The sequence below is a fragment of the Phytohabitans houttuyneae genome (genome assembly GCF_011764425.1).
GTDB lineage: Bacteria > Actinomycetota > Actinomycetes > Mycobacteriales > Micromonosporaceae > Phytohabitans > Phytohabitans houttuyneae.
Genome location: NZ_BLPF01000002.1, coordinates 730,791 through 755,055 on the forward strand (window position 1 = coordinate 730,791; position 24,265 = coordinate 755,055).

Annotated in this window: 27 protein-coding genes; 18 read left to right on the top strand and 9 right to left on the bottom strand. The window is 70.9% G+C overall.

Going from position 1 to position 24,265, the window contains the following annotated elements; translation table 11 throughout:
* The first annotated feature begins 28 nt into the window (after positions 1-28).
* The 7 genes from Phou_RS26710 to Phou_RS26735 all read left to right on the top strand — a co-directional run bounded on the left by Phou_RS26710 (position 29) and on the right by Phou_RS26735 (position 6,540).
* Positions 29-1,162, top strand: a complete 1,134-nt coding sequence (locus tag Phou_RS26710) for an ABC transporter ATP-binding protein (RefSeq protein ID WP_173060409.1) — start codon at positions 29-31, stop codon at positions 1,160-1,162.
* Positions 1,159-2,211, top strand: a complete 1,053-nt coding sequence (locus Phou_RS53060) for an ABC transporter permease (RefSeq protein WP_246273877.1) — start codon at positions 1,159-1,161, stop codon at positions 2,209-2,211. The genes Phou_RS26710 and Phou_RS53060 overlap by 4 nt, the downstream gene beginning before the upstream one ends.
* Complete coding sequence (locus tag Phou_RS53065) at positions 2,187-2,885, top strand: ABC transporter permease (protein WP_246273878.1); 699 nt, start codon at positions 2,187-2,189, stop codon at positions 2,883-2,885. The genes Phou_RS53060 and Phou_RS53065 overlap by 25 nt, the downstream gene beginning before the upstream one ends.
* Complete coding sequence (locus Phou_RS26720; RefSeq protein WP_173060412.1) at positions 2,873-3,706, top strand: creatininase family protein; 834 nt, start codon at positions 2,873-2,875, stop codon at positions 3,704-3,706. Before Phou_RS53065 ends, Phou_RS26720 begins: the two co-directional genes overlap by 13 nt.
* Positions 3,703-5,163 carry an argininosuccinate lyase gene (locus Phou_RS26725; protein ID WP_173060415.1) on the top strand — a complete coding sequence of 487 codons (1,461 nt, stop codon included), beginning with the start codon at positions 3,703-3,705 and terminating at the stop codon, positions 5,161-5,163. The genes Phou_RS26720 and Phou_RS26725 overlap by 4 nt, the downstream gene beginning before the upstream one ends.
* A complete protein-coding gene (locus Phou_RS26730; RefSeq protein WP_246273879.1) occupies positions 5,160-6,044 on the top strand; it encodes an ROK family protein in 885 nt (294 codons plus the stop codon). Before Phou_RS26725 ends, Phou_RS26730 begins: the two co-directional genes overlap by 4 nt.
* Before the next feature lie 190 nt (positions 6,045-6,234).
* Entirely contained in the window at positions 6,235-6,540 is a 306-nt protein-coding gene (locus Phou_RS26735; RefSeq protein WP_173060418.1) for a hypothetical protein, read from the top strand.
* A 40-nt stretch (positions 6,541-6,580) separates the two neighbouring features.
* Here the strand turns inward: Phou_RS26735 and Phou_RS26740 are convergent, their stop codons facing one another.
* The 3 genes from Phou_RS26740 to Phou_RS26750 all read right to left on the bottom strand — a co-directional run bounded on the left by Phou_RS26740 (position 6,581) and on the right by Phou_RS26750 (position 9,007).
* The gene (locus tag Phou_RS26740; protein WP_173060421.1) at positions 6,581-7,081 is read right to left on the bottom strand and encodes a GNAT family N-acetyltransferase; all 501 of its coding nucleotides are present in this window, start codon (positions 7,079-7,081) and stop codon (positions 6,581-6,583) included.
* A gap of 35 nt (positions 7,082-7,116) precedes the next feature.
* Positions 7,117-8,391 (bottom strand): L,D-transpeptidase, encoded by a 1,275-nt coding sequence (locus Phou_RS26745; RefSeq protein WP_173060424.1) that lies wholly within the window; start codon positions 8,389-8,391, stop codon positions 7,117-7,119.
* Positions 8,392-8,485: 94 nt separating this feature from the next.
* Positions 8,486-9,007: an ester cyclase gene (locus tag Phou_RS26750; RefSeq protein WP_246273880.1), complete on the bottom strand. Its 522-nt coding sequence runs from the start codon at positions 9,005-9,007 to the stop codon at positions 8,486-8,488.
* A gap of 62 nt (positions 9,008-9,069) precedes the next feature.
* Between Phou_RS26750 and Phou_RS26755 the strand changes: the two genes are divergently transcribed.
* Positions 9,070-9,705: a TetR/AcrR family transcriptional regulator gene (locus Phou_RS26755; protein WP_173060427.1), complete on the top strand. Its 636-nt coding sequence runs from the start codon at positions 9,070-9,072 to the stop codon at positions 9,703-9,705.
* On the opposite strand, the gene Phou_RS26760 is transcribed toward Phou_RS26755, so the two are convergent.
* Positions 9,629-10,249: a VanZ family protein gene (locus tag Phou_RS26760; protein ID WP_173060430.1), complete on the bottom strand. Its 621-nt coding sequence runs from the start codon at positions 10,247-10,249 to the stop codon at positions 9,629-9,631. The genes Phou_RS26755 and Phou_RS26760 overlap by 77 nt on opposite strands.
* Before the next feature lie 86 nt (positions 10,250-10,335).
* On the opposite strand from Phou_RS26760, the gene Phou_RS26765 reads away from it, so the two are divergent.
* The 6 genes from Phou_RS26765 (at position 10,336) to Phou_RS26790 (ending at position 14,615) form a co-directional block, all read left to right on the top strand.
* On the top strand, positions 10,336-11,130 hold the full coding sequence (locus tag Phou_RS26765; RefSeq protein WP_246274076.1) for an ABC transporter ATP-binding protein: 795 nt from the start codon (positions 10,336-10,338) through the stop codon (positions 11,128-11,130).
* 9 nt (positions 11,131-11,139) lie between these two features.
* The gene (locus Phou_RS26770; protein WP_173060432.1) at positions 11,140-11,901 is read left to right on the top strand and encodes an ABC transporter permease; all 762 of its coding nucleotides are present in this window, start codon (positions 11,140-11,142) and stop codon (positions 11,899-11,901) included.
* A 39-nt stretch (positions 11,902-11,940) separates the two neighbouring features.
* The gene (locus Phou_RS26775) at positions 11,941-12,723 is read left to right on the top strand and encodes a MerR family transcriptional regulator (RefSeq protein ID WP_173060435.1); all 783 of its coding nucleotides are present in this window, start codon (positions 11,941-11,943) and stop codon (positions 12,721-12,723) included.
* 179 nt (positions 12,724-12,902) lie between these two features.
* On the top strand, positions 12,903-13,250 hold the full coding sequence (locus Phou_RS26780) for a histone-like nucleoid-structuring protein Lsr2 (RefSeq protein ID WP_173060438.1): 348 nt from the start codon (positions 12,903-12,905) through the stop codon (positions 13,248-13,250).
* Between the two features lie 142 nt (positions 13,251-13,392).
* Positions 13,393-14,055, top strand: coding sequence for a tetratricopeptide repeat protein (locus tag Phou_RS26785; protein WP_173060441.1), 663 nt, complete (start codon positions 13,393-13,395; stop codon positions 14,053-14,055).
* A 44-nt stretch (positions 14,056-14,099) separates the two neighbouring features.
* Entirely contained in the window at positions 14,100-14,615 is a 516-nt protein-coding gene (locus tag Phou_RS26790) for a hypothetical protein (RefSeq protein WP_173060444.1), read from the top strand.
* 5 nt (positions 14,616-14,620) lie between these two features.
* Here the strand turns inward: Phou_RS26790 and Phou_RS26795 are convergent, their stop codons facing one another.
* The 3 genes from Phou_RS26795 to Phou_RS26805 are packed head-to-tail and all read right to left on the bottom strand — an operon-like array spanning position 14,621 to position 17,389.
* On the bottom strand, positions 14,621-16,027 hold the full coding sequence (locus Phou_RS26795) for a hypothetical protein (RefSeq protein ID WP_173060447.1): 1,407 nt from the start codon (positions 16,025-16,027) through the stop codon (positions 14,621-14,623).
* Positions 16,028-16,064: 37 nt separating this feature from the next.
* Complete coding sequence (locus Phou_RS26800; RefSeq protein ID WP_173060450.1) at positions 16,065-16,970, bottom strand: hypothetical protein; 906 nt, start codon at positions 16,968-16,970, stop codon at positions 16,065-16,067.
* Positions 16,958-17,389 (bottom strand): hypothetical protein, encoded by a 432-nt coding sequence (locus Phou_RS26805; protein WP_173060452.1) that lies wholly within the window; start codon positions 17,387-17,389, stop codon positions 16,958-16,960. Before Phou_RS26805 ends, Phou_RS26800 begins: the two co-directional genes overlap by 13 nt.
* Before the next feature lie 222 nt (positions 17,390-17,611).
* Here Phou_RS26805 and Phou_RS26810 point away from each other — a divergent pair, with 222 nt between their 5' ends.
* Complete coding sequence (locus Phou_RS26810; RefSeq protein ID WP_173060455.1) at positions 17,612-20,686, top strand: AfsR/SARP family transcriptional regulator; 3,075 nt, start codon at positions 17,612-17,614, stop codon at positions 20,684-20,686.
* A 19-nt stretch (positions 20,687-20,705) separates the two neighbouring features.
* On the opposite strand, the gene Phou_RS26815 is transcribed toward Phou_RS26810, so the two are convergent.
* The gene (locus Phou_RS26815; protein ID WP_173060458.1) at positions 20,706-21,548 is read right to left on the bottom strand and encodes a LysR family transcriptional regulator; all 843 of its coding nucleotides are present in this window, start codon (positions 21,546-21,548) and stop codon (positions 20,706-20,708) included.
* Between the two features lie 72 nt (positions 21,549-21,620).
* Here Phou_RS26815 and Phou_RS26820 point away from each other — a divergent pair, with 72 nt between their 5' ends.
* A complete protein-coding gene (locus Phou_RS26820; RefSeq protein ID WP_218579211.1) occupies positions 21,621-22,847 on the top strand; it encodes an MFS transporter in 1,227 nt (408 codons plus the stop codon).
* Positions 22,844-23,011: a hypothetical protein gene (locus tag Phou_RS26825; RefSeq protein ID WP_173060461.1), complete on the top strand. Its 168-nt coding sequence runs from the start codon at positions 22,844-22,846 to the stop codon at positions 23,009-23,011. The genes Phou_RS26820 and Phou_RS26825 overlap by 4 nt, the downstream gene beginning before the upstream one ends.
* A gap of 80 nt (positions 23,012-23,091) precedes the next feature.
* Here Phou_RS26825 and Phou_RS26830 read toward each other — a convergent pair whose 3' ends face one another.
* Positions 23,092-23,649: a TetR/AcrR family transcriptional regulator gene (locus tag Phou_RS26830; RefSeq protein WP_173060464.1), complete on the bottom strand. Its 558-nt coding sequence runs from the start codon at positions 23,647-23,649 to the stop codon at positions 23,092-23,094.
* Between the two features lie 90 nt (positions 23,650-23,739).
* Between Phou_RS26830 and Phou_RS26835 the strand changes: the two genes are divergently transcribed.
* Positions 23,740-24,138, top strand: a complete 399-nt coding sequence (locus Phou_RS26835) for a nuclear transport factor 2 family protein (protein ID WP_173060467.1) — start codon at positions 23,740-23,742, stop codon at positions 24,136-24,138.
* Positions 24,139-24,265: the final 127 nt, after the last annotated feature.

The following is a 24,265-nucleotide window of genomic DNA, read 5'->3' on the forward strand; positions in this document are numbered from 1 at the left end:
CCGGCCCGGGAGCTGACCTGGAGGACAGATGATCGACGTCGAGCTCGAATCGGTGAGCAAGCGCTTCGCCAAGTCCGGCGACGCCGCCGCCGTCGACGACGTCAACCTCACCATCGGCGCGGGCGAGTTCTTCACGCTCCTCGGGCCGAGCGGATGCGGGAAGACGACCACACTGCGCATGGTCGCCGGGTTCTACTTCCCGAGCGCGGGCAACATCCGCTTCGGCGGCCAGGACGTCACCCGGCTCGCGCCGAACAAGCGCGACACCGGCATGGTGTTCCAGAACTACGCGCTGTTTCCACACATGACCGTGGCGCAGAACGTCGCGTACGGCCTGAAGGTCCGCAAGGTCTCCCGGGCCGACGCGGCCCGGCGGGTGGCCGAGGCGCTCGCCGAGGTGCATCTCGACGGGTACGGACCGCGCCGCATCGACCAGCTCTCCGGCGGCCAGCAGCAGCGCGTCGCGCTGGCCCGCGCACTGGTGATCCGGCCGCGCATGCTGCTGCTCGACGAGCCACTGTCCAACTTGGACGCCAAGCTTCGCGAGGAGACCCGCACCGAGATCCGCCGGATCCAGCGAGAGTCCGGCACCACCTCGATCTACGTGACCCACGACCAGGCCGAGGCGATGGCCATGTCCGACCGCATCGCGGTCATGCAGTCCGGGCGGGTACAGCAGGTCGGCACGCCGCGCGAGGTCTACCACCAGCCGGCCAACGCGTTCGTGGCGCGATTCATCGGCCGCAGCAACGTGCTGTCGCTGCCGGTCGCCGCCGCCGAGGCGACCCGCGTCGACGTGGTGCTGCCCAGCGGTGGGCAGGTATCCGCCGGCGCGCCCGAGGGACACGGGCTGCGCGAAGGCGACACCGCCTTGGTCTCGGCCCGCCCCGAGTACGTCACCCTGGTCAGCGCCACCGACGCCGACGCCCTGCGGGGACAGGTCACCGCGGTCGAGTTCACCGGCATGACCACCCACCTCACCCTCGACGTTGCTACCCGCGACGTTGCTACCCGCGACGTTGCTACCCGCGACGTCGACACCGGCGGCGAGAAGACGCAGATGACCGTCGCCGCCGTCGACACGCCGGAGCGGATCGGCGTCGGCGACCGGGTCGGGCTGCGCCTGCCCTCGGCCCAGCGGCTGTGGGTGGTACGGCCGTGACCGCTGTGCGGCTGAAACAGCGACTGCGCGGCGGCGCGAACTCGGCCTGGTTCCCGTACCTGCTGGTCGCCCCGCTCGTGCTGATCCTCTGGGGTTACGTGGTGCAGCCGATGCTCGCCACCTTCGTGGAGAGCGTCAGCGAGGACGGCACTGCCAACTACACCCAGTTCTTCACGTCCTCCGGCGTCGCACGCACGTCCCTGCTCACCTCGCTGGTGATCTCGGCGGCCAGCGTGTTGCTCTGCGGGGTCGTCGGCGTCGCGATGGCGTTCCTGCTCAAGCGCTTCTCCTTCGCCGGCCGCCGCCTCATCGAGGCGTTCATCCTGGTGCCCGCCGCGCTGCCACCGCTGATCGGGGCGGTCTCCTTCCAGATGCTGTACAGCGACATCGGCATCCTCCCGCGCGCGCTGCAGAAACTCTTCGGCACCGAGCAGCCGGTGCTGGCGTTCGACGGCATCGCCGGCGTGCTGGTCGTGCACACCTTCACCATGTACCCGTTCTTCTATCTCGCGGCGTCGGCCGCACTCGCCGGCATGGACCCCTCGATCGAGGAGGCCGCCTACAACCTCGGCGCCGGACGGGTCCGGGTGTGGCGCACGGTCCTGCTGCCGATGCTGACCCCCGCGCTGGTCTCCGCCTCACTGCTGGTCTTCATGACCTCGCTCGCGTCCTACACGGCGCCGCTGCTGTTCGGCGTCGACCAGACCATGACCATGCAGATCTACATCAACCGCACCAACGGCGACCTGCCCATGGCCTCTACATACGCCGCGGTGCTCGGCCTGGTGTCGATCGCGTTCCTGCTGATCATGCGCTGGTACGAAGGGCGGCGCAGCTACATGTCGCAGTCCAAGGGCATCTCCGCCCAGCGCCGGGAGATCGCCAACCCGGTCGGGCGGTGGCTCGCCCCGGTGGCCTCGGTCCTGGCGACGATCGTGCTGCTCGCCCCGGTCGCCACGATCGCGCTGGTCGCCCTCTCCGCTGACGGGTCGTGGACCACGGAGGTCATCCCTCCGAGTACACAATGGAGAACTTCGTTACGATCCTGACCGAGCCGAAAGCCTTCGAGCCGATTCTCAACTCGCTCCAGATGAGCCTGCTGGCCACCGCTGGCTGCGTCGTGGTGGGCGTGCTCATCGCGTACGCCGTGCGGCGGCTGCGGTTCGTCGGACGGAGCCTGCTCGACATCGGTGTCATGATCGCCTGGGCGCTGCCCGGCACCGTCGTGGCCATCAACCTCATCTCCGCCTTCAGCACCGGCAACGGGTTCAGCTTCGGGCAGGCGCTGATCGGCACCTTCTGGATCCTGCCGCTCGCCTACTTCGTGCGGTTCCTGCCACTTGTGTTCCGGGCCAGCTCGGCGTCGCTGGCGCTGGTCGACCACTCGCTCGAAGAGGCGGCCCGAAACCTTGGCGCGTCCTGGCCGCGGGCGTTCCTGAACATCACCGTGCGGCTCATGCTGCCGGGCGTGATCGTCGGTGCGCTCCTCGCCTTCGTGCACGGTGTCGGCGAGTTCGTCGCCTCGGTGCTCATCTACACCTCGTCCACGGTCCCCATCTCCGTGGCCATCAACAACCGCATGTACTCCTTCGAGATGGGCACCGCGGCCGCTTACGGCATGCTCCAGGTCGTCCTCATCTTCGTGGTGATGTGGTTTTCCGGACGGCTCGAAAGCGGCGGCGGCCGAGCCGCGTCACGGCAGGCGGAGCAATGGACGAACTGATCGACACCTGGCAGGCCCGCGGCGGGTTGGTCCCGGCCAGCCGGCTGCCGGGGCACGAGCTGGCCCGTGTCGCCGAGGCGGCCGACCTGGCCGTGCTGCCCGTCGGCGCCGTCGAATGGCACGGGCCGCACCTGCCGCTCGGCACCGACCTCATCCTCGCCGAGGGTTTCGCGTCCGAAGTAGACAGTGCCGGGGTGCGGGCCGTGCTCTTCCCGCCCGTGGCGTACGCGGCCTGCCCCGGCCAGACCCGGCCGTGGCCCGGGACCGTCGCGGTACGCCCCGAGACCGCCGTCGCCTACCTGTGCGACGTGCTCGAAGGCATCGTGGCCGCCGGCTTCCCGCGCGTGCTCGTGGTCAACGCGCACGACGCGAACATGTCCGTGGCGCGGGCGGCGATGGAGTGGGTGTCCGGCCGCCGGCAGGCCAGCCTCATGCTGGTGAACTGGTTTCAGCTCGTCGGCGCCGACGAGACCACGGAGATCTTCGGCGAGCTGACCTCCCGCGGTCACGGCGGCGCGTACGAGACCTCGGCGGTACTCGGCTTCGACCCGGCGGCGGTGAACCCGGGCGCCGCCGCCGACCTGCCGCCCCGGCCCAAGCTGCCGACACCCCACCCGTACGCCCTGATCGAGTCCCGACCCGAGCCATGGCAGGGCTGGAGCGGCTACGTCTCACTCGCCAGCGAGACGGCCGGCCGGCGGGTACGCGAACTGGCCGCCACACGGCTCGGCGAGATCCTTCGGGCCTGGGTCGCGGCGCCGCTGCCCAGCCCGCCCAGCACCGATCCGGTACCACCATCACAACCGGGGGAAACGCCATGACCCGTCCGTCGTTGACCACGTACCAGCAGCATCACCTGCGGTTCACCTTCGATCACCACGCGACCCAGCTGTACGGGCCGATGGTGAAGGCGAGCGAGGCGCACGTGGTGATGCTGGCCGAGCGGGGCCTGATCCCCGCCGAGTCCGCGGCGCAGATGCTGGGCGGGCTGATCACCCTCCGCGATGACCGGCCGGAGACGTTCACCTATGACGGCTCCGTCGAGGACGTCTACTACACGCTGGAAAAACGCCTCGCCGAAGCCTGCGGCATACCGACCAGCGAGCTCAACGTGCAGCTCGCCCGCAGCCGCAACGACCTGGATGCCGGCGTGTTCCGGATGATCCTGCGCGACCAGCTGCTCCGCGTGCTGGCCGCGATCATAGACGCGGGCGCCGAGCTGCTGAACCGTGCCGACCGCTACGCCGACGTGGTCGTCGTCGGGTACACGCACCGGCGCCCGGCCCAACCAACCAGCATGGGGCACGTGCTCGCCGGGTACGCCGAGGCGCTGGCGGGGCAGGCCGCGGCCTACTCGAGCTTGCTGGCCGAGATGAACCGCTCGCCGCTGGGGTCGTGCGCCTTCGCCGGCACCGACCTCGACATCGACCCGCGCCGGCTGGCCGAGCTGCTCGGCTTCGACGAGCTGATCGTCAACTCGTACGAGGCGGTCGCCGGCGCCGACCACCTCATGCGGACCGCCGCGCTCAACGCGCAGGCGATGGCGACCGGTGCCCGGTTCACCCGCACGCTCATGGACTGGCTCAGCTGGGAGTGGGTGCGCACGCCCGAAGACTTCACGCAGGGCAGCACGATCATGCCGCAGAAGCGAAACCCCGTCGTCATGGAGCATCTCGTCTCGATGGCCGGAGCCGCGGCCGCTGACGCCGCGTCCGTCTACAACAACGTCGGCGCGGCGTGGTGGGAGGATTCCAACAACGCCACCACGGACGTTCAGGTGCGGCTCTGGGAGAGCAACGACCGCGCGTACCGGTTCTTCGCCCTGCTCGGCGGGCTGTTCCAGCGGCTGGAGCCGCTGCACACGCCGACCGGCGAGGCCATCGTGGCGACCGGTGCGACGACGACCGCCGCCGCTGACGCGCTGACTCGGCACGGCGTGCCGTTCCGCGCCGCCCACTCCGTCGTCGGCCGGCTCGTCCGCGCCGGCGCGCCTTCGACGTGGACCGACGCGGGGGTACGCGAGGTGGCGCAAACCGCCGGCGTCGGCACGCTCACCGACGACGCGGTCCGCGACCTCGTCGCCGCGGCGCTGCGCCCCGAGCTCGTCCTGGCCCGGGAGCAGGTCGACGGGCCGGGAGAGGCGGCCGTGCGCGCACAGGTCACTCGAATCCGCTCCACATTGGACGACGTGGTCGGGCGCGCCACCGCTCTGCGCCAGCGGCTCGAAGATGCCGACGTCACGCTCGCGGCCGCCGTCGCGGAGAGGGCCGCCAAGTGAACCTCCAGCACGACCGGCGGCTCCTGGGCATCGACTTCGGCGGTACCAAGATGGCGATCGGGATCGGTGACGCCGACGGACGCCTGCTGATCTCCGAGCGGGTACCGACCCGCGCGGCACGCGGTGCGCGGCAAGCCCTGGCCCGCGCCCTCGACCTGGCGCAGAAGCTCGTCACCGACACGGGCGGCACCCTGCACGCGGCCGGTATCGCCTCACCGGGCGTGATCCGTGACGATGGGATCGACCTCGCCCCCAACGTCCCGGGCTGGGAGCAGCTGCGACTGGCCGAAGCGGTCCGCGACCATCTCGGCATCACCCGCGTACAAGTGGCAAACGACCTCAATGCCGCCGCCCTCGCCGAACTGGACCGCGGTGCGCTGCGCGACGCGGACCCCGGCCTGGTGATCGGGCTCGGTACCGGCGTCGCGGCCGCCATCACGGTCAACGGCGCGGTGATACCCGGACACCGCGGCGCGGCCGGCGAGATCGCGTACGCCGTCAGCGGCCCCGGCTGGCCGACCTCGGCTGAGGCGCGGCTGGAGGCCGACTTCTCCGGCCGAGCCCTCGACGAGCTGGCCGACCGGCTCAATCTGCCCGGCGGTGCGGCCGGCCTGTGCACCGCCGCCCGGTCTCCCGGCCCGGCCCGGGACGCGTTGATGCCGCGCATCGACGAACTTGCCCGCCACGTGGTCACCTGCTGCCTGCTCTTGGACCCGAAGCGCGTGGTGCTCGTCGGCGGCGTCGCCCGCGACGAGCTTGTCCGCGACCTGCTGATCGAGCGGCTCGCGCGCGCCCTGCCGTACCCGCCTGAGGTCGTGCTCTCGACGTTCGCGCAGGATGCCGCGCTGCTCGGCTCGCTCAGCCTCGCCGCCCAAGCGTGAGCTGGGCCGCGCCTCAGGTCGCCGCCGTCTCGTACCGCGGCGCGGACTGCCGGAGGTTGTCAGCTGCCGGGAGCCAGTCCCATGAATGTGTGAATACCGCCGCCGGGGGAGCACCGCCGCCGAAATACTGCTGGTGAGGACCGGTGTACGGATGCTCCGGCACCGCCACCTAGCCGCCAGGGGTGATGAGATGCGCGTGCTGATGAAGGCAGAGTTCGACACGGAGGCCGGCAACCGGGCGATCAAGGAGGGCCGGCTGTCGCAGGTGCTCGGCGCGACGATGGAGCAGCTCAAGCCCGAAGCCGCCTACTTCACCACGATCAACGGCCACCGCGGCGCGTTCATCGTGTTCGACCTGAACGACCCGTCGGACATCCCGATGCTCGCCGAGCCGCTCTTCGTCGAGATGGGCGCGAAGATCGAGCTCCTGCCGGTGATGAACGTCGACGACGTGCAGAGCGGCCTGAGCAAGTGGCAGCAGGCCAGCGGCGCCTGAGATTAGGGCTCCACCTGCGGCCCGCGCCGGCGTGATCAGATCAGCCGGTGGGTTCCGCGGCGAAGCGGGCAAGGTGGACCATCACCGGACGCAGGCCGCGGCGCTGGTAGAGGCGGATCGCGGCGTCATTGCCGTGCAGGGCAGCGATGAAAAGGTCGCCGATGCCCTGCGCGGCAAGCTCGGCGTCCACCCCGTCGAGCAGCATGGTCCCGATGCCCGCCCCGCGTGCGGCTGGCGCTACCGAGAGCGTCTCCAGCTCGGCGATCCGGTCACCGGTGACCCAGGTGTCGTCCGGCCCCGGCTTGACGTGGACCATCGCGTAGCCGACCGCCTCCTGCCCTTTCTCGGCGAGAAGGATGAACGAGCCCGGCGACGCCAGCCATTCCAGGTACGCGCCGCGACGGGCGGCCCACGAGCGATGCGGCGGCTGATAGACCGCAGGCGGTGCGACCGACTGGTGGTGCTCGTGCAAGGCCAGCCACAGTGGCTCCAGCCGGTCGACCGCCTCCGCGCCTACTTTGTGGATGGTCACGTCTGCCATGAAATGATCATCCCTTACCCGCCGCGCCGGCCTGATCAGTCGCCGGCACTTGTGGACGGGACCGGCGCCGGCGTTCCGCCGCCGCCGGCGGTGTTGGGGCGCTCCTCCGCGGGCGGGGCCGGTCGCAGTTCGGCTGGCACGGGCAGCGCGCTGCCCTCGACGAACTCGTCCCAGCTGACGTTCCAGGCCGTCCAGCCGTTGCCCGGTGCCAGGTCCACCCCGGTGCCCTTGACCGTGACCAGGTCGCCGACCTGAGTGACGCTCATCAGCCAGTCGGCCGCGGCCGAGGAGACGTTGGTACAGCCGTGCGAGACGTTGGTGTGGCCCTGATCGCCCTCGGACCACGGCGCCGCGTGGATGAACTCGCCGCCCCAGGTGAGCCGCTGGGCGTCCGCGACGTCGACCACGTAGCCGCCGTTCGGCTCGTTGCGGGTGTCGAACCGCGTGTAGTCGTGCTTCTCCATGATCACCATCTTGCCGCTGGAGGTCGGCGTGTTCGGCCTGCCGAGGCTGACCGGGATCTTGCGGATCAGCTTGCCGTCGCGCAGGACCGACATCTGTTTGGTGGCGTTGTCGATCTCCAAGGCGACCTGGCGGCCGATCTTTGCGGTGGCGGTGCGGTCGACGTCTCCGACGTGGCCCTTTCCGATCGGCAGCCCCTGCAGGCCGGTGCGGACGCTGATCGTCGTGCCGGGACGCCAGAAGTCGGGCGCCCGGTAGTAGGCCTCGCCGCCGTCGGCAAGCCAGGACCAGGTCCCGGGCTGGGGCGGGTTGGTCTTTACGAACAACCTGCGCTGCACATCCGCCCTGGCGTCTTTCGCAATTGGTGGGTCGAATCGCACGGTTACCGGCATTGCGGTGCCGTACGTCCGGTCGTCGGTGAAATAGAGCGTAGTGGTGACGACCGGCTTCGTCGATTTAGGCATCGTGGTAAATGTTGTTTTCTGGGTGACCGTTTTTCCGGAATCGCCGGTGGCGGTCACCTCGGCGGTGTAGGTCCGGCGGGGTTGCAGGGGCGTGGTCGGGACCCAGGCGGACGCGTCCTCGCGCGGTTCGGCCTTGACCGGTGTGCCCTTGTCGTCGGTGATCCGCACGTCGGTGACCCGCCCGCCCTTGACGGCGGTGCCCAGCTCGGCGCTGATCGGCACGTCGCGTGCCTGGTCGGCTGGGGTCACGACAAGTTCCAGCGGCGCGACCGGCGCCCCGGTCGGCCGGCCGTCCGGACTGTTGTGCGAGGTACATCCGACCAGGACCAGCGGTGTAATCGCGACGGCCACGTACAGCAGGTTTGATCTTCGCCTCGACTCCATGCTGTTTCCCCCCGTTTTGAGCTTCCCTTCCACACATTTTCCCCAAGCGCCGTGAGGCGGCAGCGCAGTTTTCCAACAATGGCAGGAGCCGCGATTACGACGAGCGGGCTTGCTGGCGGCGGGCGCTTCGCCGGGCGCGAACCATCCGCCACAGGTACCCCGGCGTCGGCGGCACCCAGCCGAGCTGGCTGGCCATGCCGAGGTCGTCGCGGTTGGCCCAGTGCTCGACGACCTGGCCGTCCCGGAGCCGGAACCAGTGCGTCTGCGTGATCGCCATCGTGCGGCCCCGGGAGGGGAACGCCTGGGCGACCTCGCCGCGCTCGTCGTATGCCAGGAACGTGCCGGTCTGGCGACCGGACATGGTGCAGTGCACGACGACCAGGTCGCCGTCGGTCGCGACATCGTGGATGTCGAAGTCCAGGTCCGCGAACGCGGATCGCAGCCACCGGGCTGTGGCGGCGAACGCGGCCGGTCCGCGGCCGCGGCAGTCGAGCGGCTCGTCCTTCGCCTCGCGGTTGACCGCTTCCGGGTGGACGACCCGGGCCAGCTCGCCGAGGTCGCCGGAGGCCATGATCTTCATGGACGCGACGCAGGCGTCACTGTCGATGGTGCGCAAGATGGCTCCTCGATAGTATCGGGTACACCACGCAAGTATTGAATACCGTTTGGTGGTACGCAATGTCCCGTCGGGCATACGACAACACCCGCCGTGCCGAGCAGGCGCAGCTGACCCGCCGCCGCGTCCTCGACGCCGCCCGCGACCTGCTCACCGAGCGCGGCCCCGCGGCCGTCACCATGCGTGACGTCGCCGCGCACGCGGGCGTGTCCGCCGAGACCGTCAAGAAGGCGTTCGGCACCAAGACGGCGCTGATCAAGGCCGTGTACGACGTCACGCTCGCCGGCGACGACGAGCCCATCCCGATGATCGACCGGCCCGAGATCAAGGCCGTGCGTGCCGCCACCAACCCCCGTGACAAGCTCGCCCGATACGCCGCCGCGGCGCGCCAGATCGGCGAACGCGTCGGACCGATGCTCGCCAAGGTGCTCGCCGCCGCCCGCGGCGGTGATCCCGAACTGACCGAGTTCCGCACGACCATCAACGGCGAACGGCTCATCGGAGCCGGTCACATGGTGAGCCACCTGGCCTCGACCGGCGGTCTACGTGCCGATCTCGACGCCGACCGCGCCCGCGACATCGTCTGGACGCTGATCTCCCCAGAGGTCTACGAGCTGCTCGTCAACGACCGTGGCTGGTCGCCCGACCAATATGAGCAGTGGCTGGCGAAGGCTCTGGCCGACGCTCTCGCGCCGTAGCGCGCCACCAGCGGCGCGAGGCCAGCGCGGCCAGTCCGGCGCCGGCGGCGTTGAGCAGGACGTCGTCCACGGACGAGACCCGATCCAGTCGCAGGAGGTACTGCGCGGTCTCGACCAGGACCGAGCAGCCCGCCGCCAGTGCCAGGATCCGCGGTACCGACGCCAGCGCCGCGAACCGCATCGGCGCGAAGAAGCCCAGCGCCGCGAACACCAGCAGGTTGCCGACGACCTGACCGACCAGCGTCACCGGCCCGCCGTCGGAGACGATCGTGACCAGATCCCGCAGCGGTACCAGGCTCAGCCGGCCGGAAACCTCGCCGGCCTTCTCGCCCGGCAACATGATCATCCATACCCACGGCACCGTCCCGTAGACGATGCCGACCTCGGCCAGCGACATCCGCCACGCCCACGCAGGCGTGGCGCCAGTGCGGGTGCGACGGCGTGCCATGACCCAGACCAGCAGCGCGGCCAGCGGCAGGACGAGCACCGTGAGAAGGACGACGCCGGTGAACGTGCCGACCCAGCGGTGCCACCCGTCGACCATGCCCGCACCGTACAGGTGGGTCGTGAAGAACCGCCGAAGAAGCGGGCTTGACCCTGACGCAGCGTCAACCCTCCATGCTGGCCGCCATGAGCATCCCGCCGGCAACCGGTCAGGCCCGTGGGCCCGCGATCCATGTGCAGGGCCTGGAGAAGTCGTACAAGGAGCTGCACGTGCTGCGCGGCGTGGACTTCGACGTGGCGCCGGGCAGCATCTTCGCCCTGCTCGGCTCGAACGGGGCGGGCAAGACCACGGTGGTGAGGATCCTGTCCACGCTGCTCAGGGCCGACGCCGGTACCGCCCGGGTCAACGGCTTCGATGTCGCGACGCAGGCGGCCGACGTACGCGCGTCCATCAGCCTCACCGGGCAGTTCGCGGCGGTCGACGAGATCCTCAGCGGGCGGGAGAACCTCGTCCTGGTCGCCAGGCTGCGGCGGCTCGACGACCCGGGCGCGATCGCGGACGACCTCCTCCGTCGCTTCGCGCTGAGCGAGGCCGGCGCGCGGCGGGTGGCGACGTACTCCGGTGGCATGCGCCGCCGGCTGGACATCGCGATGAGCCTGGTCGGGAGCCCGCCCGTCATCTTCCTCGACGAGCCGACGACCGGGCTCGACCCGCAGGCGCGCATCGAGGCGTGGCAGGCCGTCAGGAAGCTCGCCGAGGGCGGCACGACGGTGCTGCTCACCACGCAGTACCTGGACGAGGCCGAGCAGCTGGCCGACCGGATCGCGATCCTCCACAAGGGCCGGATCATCGTCGACGGCACGCTGGCCGAGCTCAGACAGCTGCTGCCGCCCGCCAAGGTCGAGTACGTCGAGAAACAGCCCTCCCTCGAAGACGTCTTTCTCGCTGTGGTCGGCGACGCCGGCGAAGATGGGAACTGAGGAGCGACAATGGCCACACGCTTTTTCGGCGACACCGCCGTCCTCACTGGACGGACCATGCGCCACGTCACGCGAAGCCTGGACACCGTCATCACGACCGCGATCACACCGGTCGCCATGATGCTGCTGTTCGTCTACGTGTTCGGCGGCGCGATCGACACCGGGTCGGTCTCGTACGTGAACTACCTGCTGCCCGGCATCCTGCTCATCACCGTCGCATCGGGGGTCGCCTACACCGCCCTCCGGCTCCTGATGGACCTGAAGGGCGGGATCTTCGAGCGGTTCCAGTCCATGCCGATCGCCCGCTCGTCGGTGCTGTGGGCGCACGTGCTGACCTCGCTGGTCGCCAACGTGGTCTCGCTCGCGGTCGTCGTCGGCGTCGCGCTGCTCATCGGCTTCCGCTCGGGAGCGGGGGTACTGGCCTGGCTCGCGGTCGCCGGCCTCCTCATCCTGTTCACCCTGGCTCTGACCTGGATCGCCGTCATCCCCGGCCTCACCGCGAAGAGCGTGGACGGCGCGAGCGCGTTCTCCTATCCGCTCATCTTCCTGCCGTTCATCAGCTCGGCCTTCGTGCCCACCGAAACCATGCCCGGCCCGGTGCGCGTCTTCGCCGAACACCAGCCGGTGACCTCGATCGTCAACACGATCCGCGACCTGCTCACCCAGCAGCCGGTGGGCACCGACATCTGGACCGCCGTCGCCTGGTGCGCCGGCATCCTGGTCGTCGCCTACATGTTCGCCTCCGGCGCCTACCGCCGCAGGATCTCCTGAGCCGGCGCCGGCCGGGCGCGTCGAGGGCAGGATCAGAGCATGCTGACGATCGGTCAACTGGCGGAGTACGCCGGCGTCACGGTGCGGGCCGTGCGGCACTATCACCAGGTCGGACTCCTGCCCGAGCCGGAGCGCGACGCCTCGGGGTACCGCCGGTACGGCGCGACGGCGGTCGTGTCTCTGATCAAGATCCGCACCCTCGCCAACGGTGGTGTGCCGCTGTCCGAGATCGGCCGGATGCTCGAAGCCGACGCGTCCACCTTCGCCGAAGCGGTCGAGCGGATCGACAGCCGCCTGCGCGAGGAGATCGAGCGCCTCGAGACAAGCCGCAAGCAGATCGCGCAGCTCACCGCCGGGGACGGTCTGGCGCTGCCACCCGAGGTGACCGCCTATCTCGATCGGCTGCGGGAGATCGGGGTCTCAGAGCGGATCGTGCAGGCCGAGCGGGACGGCTGGATCCTGGTGGTGGCACGCTGGCCCGATCGCATGCGGGACGTCATGTCCGCCAAACACGCGCAGCTCGATGACCCGCAGGTCATCCGGCTCTACCGGCTGCTGTCGGAGATGCTCGAAAACGACGCCGAGGCCGACGACCCCCGCCTGGAGGAGGTCGCCGACATCATGGCCGGCCTGGCCGAGCGGGCGTACACCTCCGGCGAGGTCCTCCCCGAGGAGATGGCCCACGACGACCTGCCGTTTCACCTCCTGGACGCCCTCGCCATCGAGTCCGATCCCCGCGCGCGGCGGATGTTCGACCTGATGCGCGAGCGTGGCTGGGCCAGTTGGACCCGGTCGGAACGCCTGGCCGAGCCGCCCGACTGATCGGGTCCGTCAGGCGTACTTCCATTTGATCCCATGCGGCCGCCGGTTCTGGTACCGATCGGCATATTGGCATTGTGCGCACTACACGGTGGGACCGCACGAGGGCCGAGTCGCGCACCGCTGGTGTAGCGGTTCGGGGTAGTCTTCCCGGAAACATTTGCATGTGGGGGTGTGGAGTCGTGGCGCGGCAGGTAATCGAGACGCTGATTGACGACATGGACGGTAAGGCTGCGGACGAGACCGTCAGGTTCGGCATTGACGGGGTCGACTACTCCATCGATCTATCGGGCAGAAACGCGGGTAAGCTCCGCTCGCTGCTGGCGGTGTATCAGGAGGCTGGTACGCGAATCGGTCGGTCGGGGACGTCCACATCAGGACCGCGGGGAACGGTCGGTGGGCGCCGGGCAGGTGGCCGGGATGAAAACAAGGCAATCCGCAAGTGGGCGGCCAAGCAGGGTAAGGAACTGTCGGACCGTGGCCGGATCCCCGCGGCCATCGTCGACGAGTACCACGCCGCAAACAAGTAGTGCCGGTTGACGCGTTGGCGGCCATGGCCGTCGCCGCCAACGCATCACCGGTCCACGCGGCCGCGACATTTGTCGCCCGCTGGAGGCCCGGCCGGGCGGCGAGGTGACCTGGCCGGTGGTGGCGATGCCAACGGGGGCGGCGATGAGCACCGACGAGCGGATCGAACGCGCAAGAGTTGCCTATGCGCGGGCTGTTTACGGCGGCGATACCAGCGCGCTTGGCGACGCTGAAAAGGGCCTGGCCGCAGTCGAGGCCGATGCCGCGTTGGCGCGTGGGCTGCTTCTGCACGCGCGGTTTCAGAGCGCGCCGGCCGACGCTGGTTCTCCGCCCGTCGAGGATCCCGAGGAGCTGGCGTCCTTCGAGCGCGCGTTCGAGTTGTACCAGGCGCTGGGGGACACGCGCGGTGAGGCCGAGGCGTCGTTCTGGATCGGCTGCCTGCACCAGTTCATCCGCCGTGACGACGAGACCGCGCTGCCGTACCTCGAGCGGTCCCGCCGGCTCGCGGCGCAGGCCGGTGACAAGCCGACCTGGTCCGAGGCGCTGCGTCACCTGGGCATCGCGGCGCACGCGGCCGGCCGGCTGGACGAGGCGCGTGAGCGGCTGGAGGAGTCGTCGCGGCTGCGCCGGGAGGTCGGTGCCCTGCCGGGCGTCGCCTCCAACATGGTCGGGCTGGCCTACATCGCGGCGGCTCAGGACCGCCGGGCGGACGCGTTCGCCACGCTCGACGAGGCGCTTGCCATCGCGCGCGCCCACGACGCCCACGCCATCGTGCGGCACATCGAGCAGGCCAGAGCGCGGATCTGAGCTTGGGGCAGGCCGCGGCTGCCGGTCGCGCTACGGTCGAGCCTATGACGTCGACGATCGGCAGCCTGGCAAGCGTGGGAAACGTCGTGGACGAGGACTATCACCACGTCACGAAAGCGATTGTCCCGCGGCCGGCGCTGGTCCTGCCCGACGCATATCTGAAGTGGTACGACCTCCACCGCGAGGACCAGCGGGTCGATCCCGACGTCGACCTCAAGGCGCGCGAGTTTCTGCGCGCCGAGGCGGCCACCGGCCGGCTGCCCATTTCCGGCGACCTCGGGTTCGTCATCGACCACCTTTCCGGCGAACACATCCACCTCCTGCTGGTGTTCACCTGGCGGAGCAACAACGAGATGTGGGAGTCGGTGTACTACATGGACGTCCGCGACGGTGAGCCGTTCCGGCTGCTTCCGCAGGGCACGCACCGCGGCGCCATCTGCGTCTGGGAGTTCGGCGCGGTGGCGCACGAGCACCTGGCCTGGACGCGATATCTGCGCTCCGACCGTGACGAGCAGGCCAAGCGGGCGTACGTCGAAAGCCAGTTCACCGGCCTGATCTGACGCGGTCAGACGCCGCCCACGCGGCCGGGCTCCGGGACGGCGGAGGGCGTGCGCAGGTCGGCCGTCCTGCGGATGAACTCCGCGGCCTGATCGTCGCTGAGCTGAAACGCCGTCGCGGCATCCACCACGGCGACACCGGCGGCGTCCAGGGCTTCCTCGGTGCGGGTCAGCAGCCCGTCGAGCCTGATCCGGGCGTCCTCGAACTCTTCCACCGACCGCGGGAAGAACCGGGCGAGCGACCCCGGCGTCATGCAGAACGCGAGTTCCCGCGAGGCCTGCGCGTACTGGCCAGCGGCACCGGCCAGGTTGACCTTGCCGGCCCGGTACAGCGCGACGACGGTCAGGACGACGGGATCCCGGTCCAGTGGTACGCCGGTGGACCTGTTGAGCGTCAGAGCCTCGAACGTCTCCGCGCCCGGGTTGGCGATCTGTGGCGGGTCCATGGCCATGCCGGGGTTGGCGAGCGCCCTTTCGCTGGTCAGGACTTCCGCGAGGGCGGCCGACAGCTTGACGTCCCCGTCGGTGAAGGACTGCTCGATCGTGGTGAGCGTCTGCCAGGTGGCCTGGATGACTTCCCAGACGGTGCCGCCGTCGGCCCCCACCTCGGCGACTCCGGGGTTCGCTCGGGGATCGACGACGTACGGCGCCGCGAGCGTGACGACACCCGCGCCCAGCGAGATGGGCCCGGCGACCGGCGCGAGAGGCGGAAACAGCGACAGCGCGCCGAACACGACCGACGCGATGGACAGGCCGAGCATCGCGCTGGCGAACTCCTCCTCCGTCGGCGGGATGCCCGGCTTGCCGAGTGCGGCGAGGCACTCCTCCGCGGCCATGAGCAGCGCGTTGCCGATGGCGATCACGTAGTCGTGCAGCGTCTGTGCCGTGACCGCCATCTGGTAGACGTACGCCCTCTGCCGCAGCGAGGTGTCGTGAAACGGCACGAGGAACCTGCTGTGGAAGGTCTGTGCGGCATCACCCTGCCACTGCCACTCGACGATCAGCGCGCTGACCTCCGCCACGGTGAGGTCGGCGTACCCGATGCGGTCGTGGATGGTGGCTGGCGGCCCGTCGGGCGGCGGCTCGGCGCTCTGTCCACCGAGCAGACCCACCAGCGCGGTCAGGTTGAGCGAGTCCAGGTCGTAGTACGCCCGGAACCGGGCCAGGAGCGCGTCGAGGTCGCTGTTGAACCGGGACGTCTGCTCCTGCGCGGTGGCGATGAGCTGCCTCTGCGCCTCCTCGTCCCATTGCTGGCCGAGCGTCGGCTGGTTCATCGGATTTGCCCAGTCGAAGGCCACCTCGCCCCGGTCGTCGAAGTGCAGCCCGTACTTGTGCAGCTCGTTGGCGGCGAACAGCTCCATCGCCCACCTGCGGATCTCAACCAGCTTCGGTTCGAGCTCGTCGGCCAAACGCATGCGATTTCCCCTCCGGCGGTCGGCCCGCGAATACGGCTCAGCGCGCCCCGTTGAGCACCGCTGTGGCGGCCTCGTCCTGACCGCGTAGGAGGCCCTGCCACTCGGTCAGCGCGGTCGGCTCGTCTCCGAGCTCGCGTCGCTGGGCGTCGGCGAGGCTGGCGTACGCGTCGGCGAGGTAGCCGGTGTCCTGTTTGCACTCGACATCGGCCCGCGTACCCGGGTCGGTGCGTGGATCGGCGTTGACGGGCAGGTCCCGCTGCACCTCCAGCGGGTTGGCCCAGGTGAAGCCGCGCTCGCGTACGCACGCGCGCCACCGGTCGGTCGCGGCCCGGAAGCGGCCGTCCTCAGGCAGCCCGCGCAGCGCCCGGTCCTGGATCTTGAAGAGCTGGATCTGCAGCTCCATCCACCGCGCCCGCCGGTCGCCGAGGAGGCGCTGTTTGGCCTCGGCGATGCATCCCCCGCCGGGCCCGGAAACGCGCATGGCGTCGACCTCGACGGTGAGCCGTTTCGCGGGGTCGCCGTGCAGCGCGCGCCCGTAGGCCGGATCCTCGGTACCCGTCTCGGCCGCTGGCGGAGCCGACGTGCCGGCGGCGGCCGGCAGGGTCTCGTAGCCGAACGGGGTGGGTCGGTCGGCCACCTGCCCGTCGGAGGGCGGCGCGGCGCGGTACTGGTACCCCTGCCTGGTCATGCAGGCGGAGGTGAGGCGGTGCTCGGCAAGCGCGACCCGGTGCGTGGCCGGGGTGGTTTCGTAGATGACGTCGATCGGCGGTGGCCGGTGCTGCGGTGGCCGGCCGGCGGCCGAGGAGCCTGGCGTGCTGCGTGTGGCGACGGTCGCGACCACCGCGACCAGTGCCGCGACGGCGAGCACGCTCGCGACCCGGTAGTTGAACCGGTCCGGCGGCCGCTGGCCGCCGGACCCTTGCGCGCGGTTCAGGAGAAGCATGCCGCCGAGGCCCCGACGATCATGCGTAGTGAACCTGATTCGTCGGCCTGCCCGATGTAGTCGCCACGCACGCCGTTGTTGCTCAGCTCCCACGACTCGACCCGGCCGCCCGGGTTTACGCAGAAGTTGTAGTTGGAGTAGTTGTAGCCGTAGTAGTAGACGCTCCGATAGTTGCCGGAGGAGGAGTTGCTGGCGGACTGGATGTTGTTGTCCACCGTCACGCCACTGGGAAAGTAGTTGTCCCGGAAGTCCGGGTCGCTGTTGAAAAACGCGTGCCGGTCACTGCCGATACCCAGGACAAAGCCGCAATGGTGGCTGGGTGGGCAGGATGGATCGGCGGCGGCGGGCGCCGCCGGCCACAAGGCCGCCGCCATGAATGCGGCCACGGCGGCGGTGAAGAACCTGCGGGTATTACCCATGCCTATCCCCCTATTTGGACGTGTCCCCCTATTTGGACGTGGTTGTCCCGCACGGCGTCAAGAGACGGCTGGCGCCGCACCGGCCGGCCCCCGTACTCCGGCCGCTGCGGCGCCAGCCGTCAGAGAGCCTGTCGACTCATCGACATCAGCAGGGTGGTGGGCGAGGCTAGGCCGGATACTCAACGTATTCTTAATGGCCGATCAACGAGGAGGCCGTCTGGCATGAGCGGCCAGTTGCTGGAGGTCCGCTTACTCGGGCCGGTGGAGGTGTACTCCGAAAAGAGGCTCCTCCCGGCAGGACCACCCCAGCAGCGCCGCCTGCTGGCGGCGTTGGCGGCTGACACCGGCCGGATGGTGACAGTGCAGGCGCTGATCGACCGGGTGTGGGACGAGGCACCCAGCGGCGCCCGCCACACCTTGCACGTGCTGATCACCCGCCTGCGCGGGGTCCTGCGCGACGGCGACCAGACACTGGCGCGGATCACGCACCGCTCCGGCGGATACGTGCTGGAGATCGACCCGCCGCAGGTGGACGTGCACCGCTTTCTCGCCCTCGTCGCGTCGGCCCGCGGCGCTGACCTGCCCGGCCACGACCGGGTCGAGATGCTCCGGCAGGCCCGGGAGCTGTGGCGTGGCGACCCGCTGGCGGACGTGCCGGGGCAATGGGCGGCGCGCACCCGCGACGCGTGGCGCCAGCAGTACCTGGACGCGTCGCTCGCGTGGGCACGGGCCGAGCTTTCGGCCGGCGACCCCGACGCCGTCATCGGCCCGCTGACCGAACTGGCCGGTGACCACCCGCTCGTCGAGCCGCTGGCCGCGGTGCTGATGCGGGCGCTGTTCACCGCCGGGCGCGCCGCCGACGCCCTGCAGCACTACACGGTGATCCGCGAGCGTCTGGCGGAGCAGCTCGGCGTGGACCCGGGCCAGGAGCTGCAGGCCATGTACCGGTCGATCCTGCGCGGCGACCCGCACCAGCCGCCGCCCCCGGTCGCCGCCCCGTCCGGCGCGGCCCCGCGGCGGGTGCCGGCACAGCTGCCGGCGGACGTGGCCGCGTTTACCGGCCGCGCCGGTGAGGTGGCCGAGGTCGACGCCCTCCTGTCCGGCCACTCCGAAATGGAGGGTCCGAAACCGGAGCCCACGGCGGTGGTGATCACCGCGGTCTCCGGCACCGCCGGGGTGGGCAAGACCGCCTTGGCGCTGCGGTGCGCCCACCGGGCGGCCGGCCGTTTCCCGGACGGGCAGGTGTACCTGAACCTGCGCGGCTACGACCCCGACCAGCCGGTGAAGGCCGCGGACGCGCTGGCCCGGCTCCTGCACACGCTGGGCGTCGCCGCCTCCGACATCCCGCTGGACGCCGACGAGCGTGCCGCCCTCTACCGCACGGGGATCGCCGGCCGGCGGATGCTGATCGTCCTGGACAACGCGGCCACCGTCGAGCAGGTGCGCCCGCTGCTGCCCGGCACGCCCTCGTGCGCGGTGCTGGTGACCAGCCGCGACTCGATGGCCGGACTCGTCGCCGTGCACGGCGCCCACCGGGTCAGCCTGGACCCGCTTCCGACCGACGACGCGATGGCGCTGCTGCGCCGGCTCGTCGGCTCCCGTGTCGACACCGAACCCGAGTCCGCGCTCGCCCTCGCCGAGCAGTGCGCCGGGCTGCCGCTGGCGTTGCGGGTCGCCGCCGAGCTGGCCGCCTCCCGCCCCACGACCCCACTGTCCGACCTGGTGGCCGAGCTCGCAGACGGGCAGCGGCGGCTGCACATGCTCAACGCGGGCGGCGACCCGCGCGGAGCGGTGACCGCCGTGTTCTCCTGGTCGGTGCGGCACCTCCCCCCGGACGCCGCCGCGGCTTTCGGCCTGCTCGGCCTGCACCCCGGCGCAGACTTCGACGCCTACGCGGTCGCCGCGCTGGCCGGCACCAGCCTCGACGACGCGCGCCGCATCCAAGGGGTACTCGCCCGGGCCCACCTGGTCCATCCGGCCGGCCAGGGCCGCTGCGGCATGCACGACCTGCTGCGTGCCTACGCCACCGGTCTGGCCACGGCCGGCGACCCGGCACAGGATCCCCAGGCGGCCCTGGGCCGGCTGCTCGACTACTACCTCGCCACGGCGTCCGCCGCGATGCGCCCCTTGTATCCCGCCGAGGCGCACTACCGGCCTCGCGTCCGGCCGGCCAGCACGCCGGTACCGGCCCTCACCGACCCGGACACCGCCCGCACGTGGCTGGACACCGAGCTGCCCAACCTTGTCGCGGTCGTCGCGTACGCCGCCGCGCACGGCTGGACCACTCACGCGACGCGACTCGCCGCGACCCTGTTCAGCTACCTCGACGGTGGCCACCACACCGACGCGCTGACCGTACACACCCACGCCCACCAGGCCGCCCAGGAGGCCGGGGATCCGGACGGACAGGCGCACGCGCTGCTCGGCGCCGCCGCCGCCCACCGGCGGCTGGGCCACTACGGGCCGGCCGCCGACCACTACGAGCGGGCGCTACCCATGTTTCGGCAGGCCGGCGACGAGCACGGCGAAGCCCGCGCGCTCAACGGACTCGGCACCGTCGAGCGGCGGCTCGGCCAGTACGGGCCGGCCGTCGAGCACCACGAGCAGGCCCTGGCCCTGTTTCGGCGCACCGGCGACCAGCACGGCGAAGCCAACGCCTTGAACAACCTCGGCCTGCTCTGGCGGCGGCTCGGCGACTACGTGCGGGCCGCCGACCACCACAGGCAGGCCCTCATCCTGTACCGGCAGACCCGTGACCGGGACGGCGAGGCGCACACGCTCAACAACCTCGGCCTCATCGAGCAGCAGCTCGGTGAGCACCGGCCGGCCGCCGAGCACCACGAGCAGGCGCTGGCCCAGTTCCGGGCACTGGGACACCGCGACGGCGAGGCGAGCGCGCTGGACAACCTCGGCATCGTCCACACTCGACTCAGCCAGCCCGAAGAGGCGATCTGGTACTTCGAGCAGGCCCTCACCATCGTTCGCGAGATCGGGGAGCGGGGCGGCGAGGCGTGGATCCTCAACGGCCTCGGCGAGGCAAGCCACACGCTGGGACGCCCGGGCGACGCCCTCACCCACCACACCGCCGCCCTGACCCTCGCCACCGAGCTCAGCGCCGAGGACCAGCAGGCCCGTGCCCACGCCGGCCTCGGCCGCGCCCACCACACGCTCGGCAACCACGGCGTCGCGCGCGCACACTACGACCACGCCCTCGCCACCTACACGCGCCTCGGCATGCCCGACGCCGACGGCATCCGTACCCGGCTGGCCACCCTCGACCACGCACACTCGGCGTGACGGCCGCGGCGGGGGAGGCTCAGATGTTGCGCCGTAGCGCCGTTTCGACGGCGTCTACCAGCGGATCCGCTTCGGTGCGGGGGTGACGGGCGAGGCCGAGCTCGACGTCCGGCAGGGCGGGCAGGGCGTCCACGTCGTGCAAGGCCATGGCCGGTTCGACGTTGACGGGCATGAGCACCCCGACGCCGAGCCCGGCCCGCAGCGCGGCGAGCACGCCGACGAGGCTGTTGCTCTCGAACGCCACCCGCCAGCGCCGAGAGCTGCGTTCCAAGGTGTCCACCGCCGCCGCACGCCAGGCGCACGTGTTCGAAAACAGCACCACCGGCAGCGGATCGGCGGTGACGTCCACGCCCTGGCCGATCGCCCAGACGAGCGGTCGCCGTACCGTCCAGCGCGGCGGCCCGGGAAGGTCCGGCACCTCGTCGAGCACGAGGTGAACGCGGCCCGCCTCGTATGCCTCCCGCATCGCGGCGGTGGAGACGCTGAGCACCTCCAGCGTCGCGCCGGGGTGCAGCCGGGCGAGGTCGGCGAGGGCCTGCGGAAGCGGGGACGCGGCGAGGTCTTCGAGCAGCCCGACGCCACAGTGGCCGGTCAGCGCGCGCCCGGTTTCGCTGAGCGCCTGCGCGGCGAGCGAGAGGATCCGCTCCGCGTAGGGCAGAAGCTCCTCGCCAGCCCGTGTGGGCAGGACGCCGGACGACGATCGGTACAGCAGGGGATGGCCGACAGCGCTTTCGAGCTTGCGCAGCTGCTGGCTGATCGCGGGCTGGGTGTGGCCGAGCGCGGTGGCGGCACGGCTGATGCTGCCCTCCCGCACGGCGGTGACGAACGACCGCAGCAGCGCGAACTCCAGATCCTTGGCCATAAGCGTTCATTATGTCGACTCCAATGAAATCAACGGTTCCTATCGCGCGGCGGTTGATCTAGCGTCACGCAGGTGACCAGATACCGGCAGGTGCTCGCCGTGCCGGGGATGGCGCCGCTGCTCGGCATCTCGCTGCTCGCCCGTACCGCGATCACGGCCGACGTGATGGCGCTGACGCTGTACGTCGTGCTGGGCCTGGACCTGAGCTATGCGGCGGCCGGTGGTGTCGCGGCGGCCATGACCGCCGGTGTGGCGCTGGGCGGGCCGCTGCTCGGCCGCGTGATCGACCGGCGCGGCCTGCGCGTGGTGGTGCTGGCCACGGTCGCCCTGCAGGCCGTGTTCTGGCTCAGCGTGCCGTTCCTGGCGTACGGGTTCCTGCTGGGCGCCGCGTTGGCCGCGGGTCTGCTGATGGTGCCGGCCCAGGCCGTGACCAGGCAGGCGATCGCCGCGATGACGACGGCGGACCAGCGGCGGGCCGCGTTCGCGCTGGAATCGGTGCAGGGCGAGCTGTCATACATCGTGGGCCCGGCCGTGGTGATCCTGTGCGCGGCCAAGGCGTCCTCCGGTGTGGTGGCGTGGGGAGTCGGCGCCGCGATCGTGGCCGGCGGAGCCGGGATTGCCCTGCTCAACCCGCCGGTGCGGGCGACACACGAGGCGGAGGCAGCCGCGGCCGCCCGACCAGGACGCCGGCAGTGGTTGGGCGCCCGCATGATCGCGGTACTGGCAATGGCGTTCGGGACCACGATGCTGCTCAGCGGAGTCGACCTCGCCATTGTCGCCACGCTCGAAGAAGCGGGTCAGGTCTCCTGGGCCGCCGCGGTGGTGGCGGTGCTCGGCCTGGCGTCCGTCGCCGGCGGGCTGATCTACGGCGCGTTGCCCCGGCCGTTGCCCACCTGGCTGCTGCTCGGCTTGCTCGGGCTCGTGACGATTCCCGCCGGCATCGCCCAGGACTGGCCCTGGCTGTGCGTCGCCATCGTCGGCACCGGGCTTCTCACCGCGCCGACCCTGTCCACAGTGGCCGACGCGGTGAGCCAGCTGGCACCGGCCAGCGTGCGGGGCGAGGCCACCGGCCTGCAGTCATCGGCGCAGAGCGCGGGCTTCGCACTCGGCGCCCCGCTCGCCGGGGCGGCGATCGACCTTTCCACGCCAGCGGGTGGCTTCGTGGCCGCCGGCCTGGCCGCACTGGCCGCCACGCTCGCCGGCGGCATGCTGTCCCGAGCACCGTCTCCCGGTACGGTCAGCGCTGTCCGGCCCGCGAGCGGCGCGGGAGTGCCGGTGGAAGGAGAAGCTGCCCGGTGAACGACTCCGCCTGGAGGGTGCTGCTCTGGCTCACCCTCTCGCTGATCAACGCCGGCCTCGCGCAGGGCAAGGGCCGCAGCGGCTTGGTGTGGTGGCTGTCGTCGCTGGTGCTTGGCCCGCTCGCCACCCTCTTCATCGTCATCCGGCCGGCGCGCGACCGCTGAGCCGATCGAGATGAGCGAGGTAGTTTTCCGCGCGCGAAGGCATGACCGGATTCTCCAACAGCCCGTTGGCGCGGGCTGGCTCAGCCGAGGATGCCCTGGGCGAGCTCGCGTGCGTCGCGGGCGGGCCGGCTCGTGTGCCGGGCGGCGCCGGTGGCGAGGGTGCCTTCGATGAGGAGCATGAGCTGGTCGGTGACGTGCGCCGGGCGGGGCAGGCCCAGCCGCTTGACCTCGGGTGCGAGCAGTTCGTGCAGCGCCTGCCGGTACTCCCGGGTGACGGCGTGCGCGGGATGGGCCGGATCGGCGAGGGCGAGGTCCGCGCTCAGGTAGCGGCAGCCGCGGAAGTCGGGCGCGCTGACGACCTCGTCGAGCATGTCGAAGACGGCCAGCAGCCGCTTGCGCGGGTCGTCGCCGGCGGCGGCGATCGCCGAGCGGTATCTGTCGAGGTCTTCGGCCGCGGCGCGGCGCAGCACCTCGGCGATCAGGCCGTCCTTGCCGCCGAAGTGCTCGTACAGCGAGCGGCGGGCCACGTTGGCCGCGCTGAGGAGCGCGTCGACTCCGACGTTGACGCCCTGCTGGTAGCTCAGCTGCTGCGCCGCGGTGAGCAGGCGCTCGCGCGGGCCAGGCTGGGTCCGTGCCACCAGGAAAGAGTGCCACACCTTGAAAAGTAGAACAACCGGTCGGTATAGTCGCCGAGTAGACTGATCGTTCTACTTGAAGGAGGGTCGGCCATGTCCGACACCAGCGAGGTCATCCGGCGGTTCAACGACGCGTTCCTGCGGCACGAGCCGGATCAGCTCGACGAGCTGGTCGGCGAGGGATGCGTGATGGAGGCGATCCAGCCGGCTCCGGACGGAGCGCGCTACGAGGGGCGGGCCGCGTGCCTGGAGTTCTGGCGGGCGCTCGCCGCTGATCGCACCACCCAGTTCGAGGACGAGGAGATCGCGGTGGCCGGCGACCGGGCGACCATCAAATGGCGCTACACGTACGGTACGGGCGAGGCTGACTACGTGCGCGGTGTCAACCTGATGCGGGTGCGGGACAGCAAGGTCGTCGAGGCGCTCGGCTACAGCAAGACACCCGGCGAGGTGGCGGTGCCGTTGGCGGCCGATTCCACATCGGACCGTTAGCGCCGCCCGTCGGCGCGCCGCCTATGCCATCAAGGCGGCGCGTGCGGCCGCGCCGGAAGGTGACAGCGATGCCGCCGGGCGCCTGGAGTGCCGGTGGCAGCGTGCCCAGCTCCCGGCGGCGATCCGC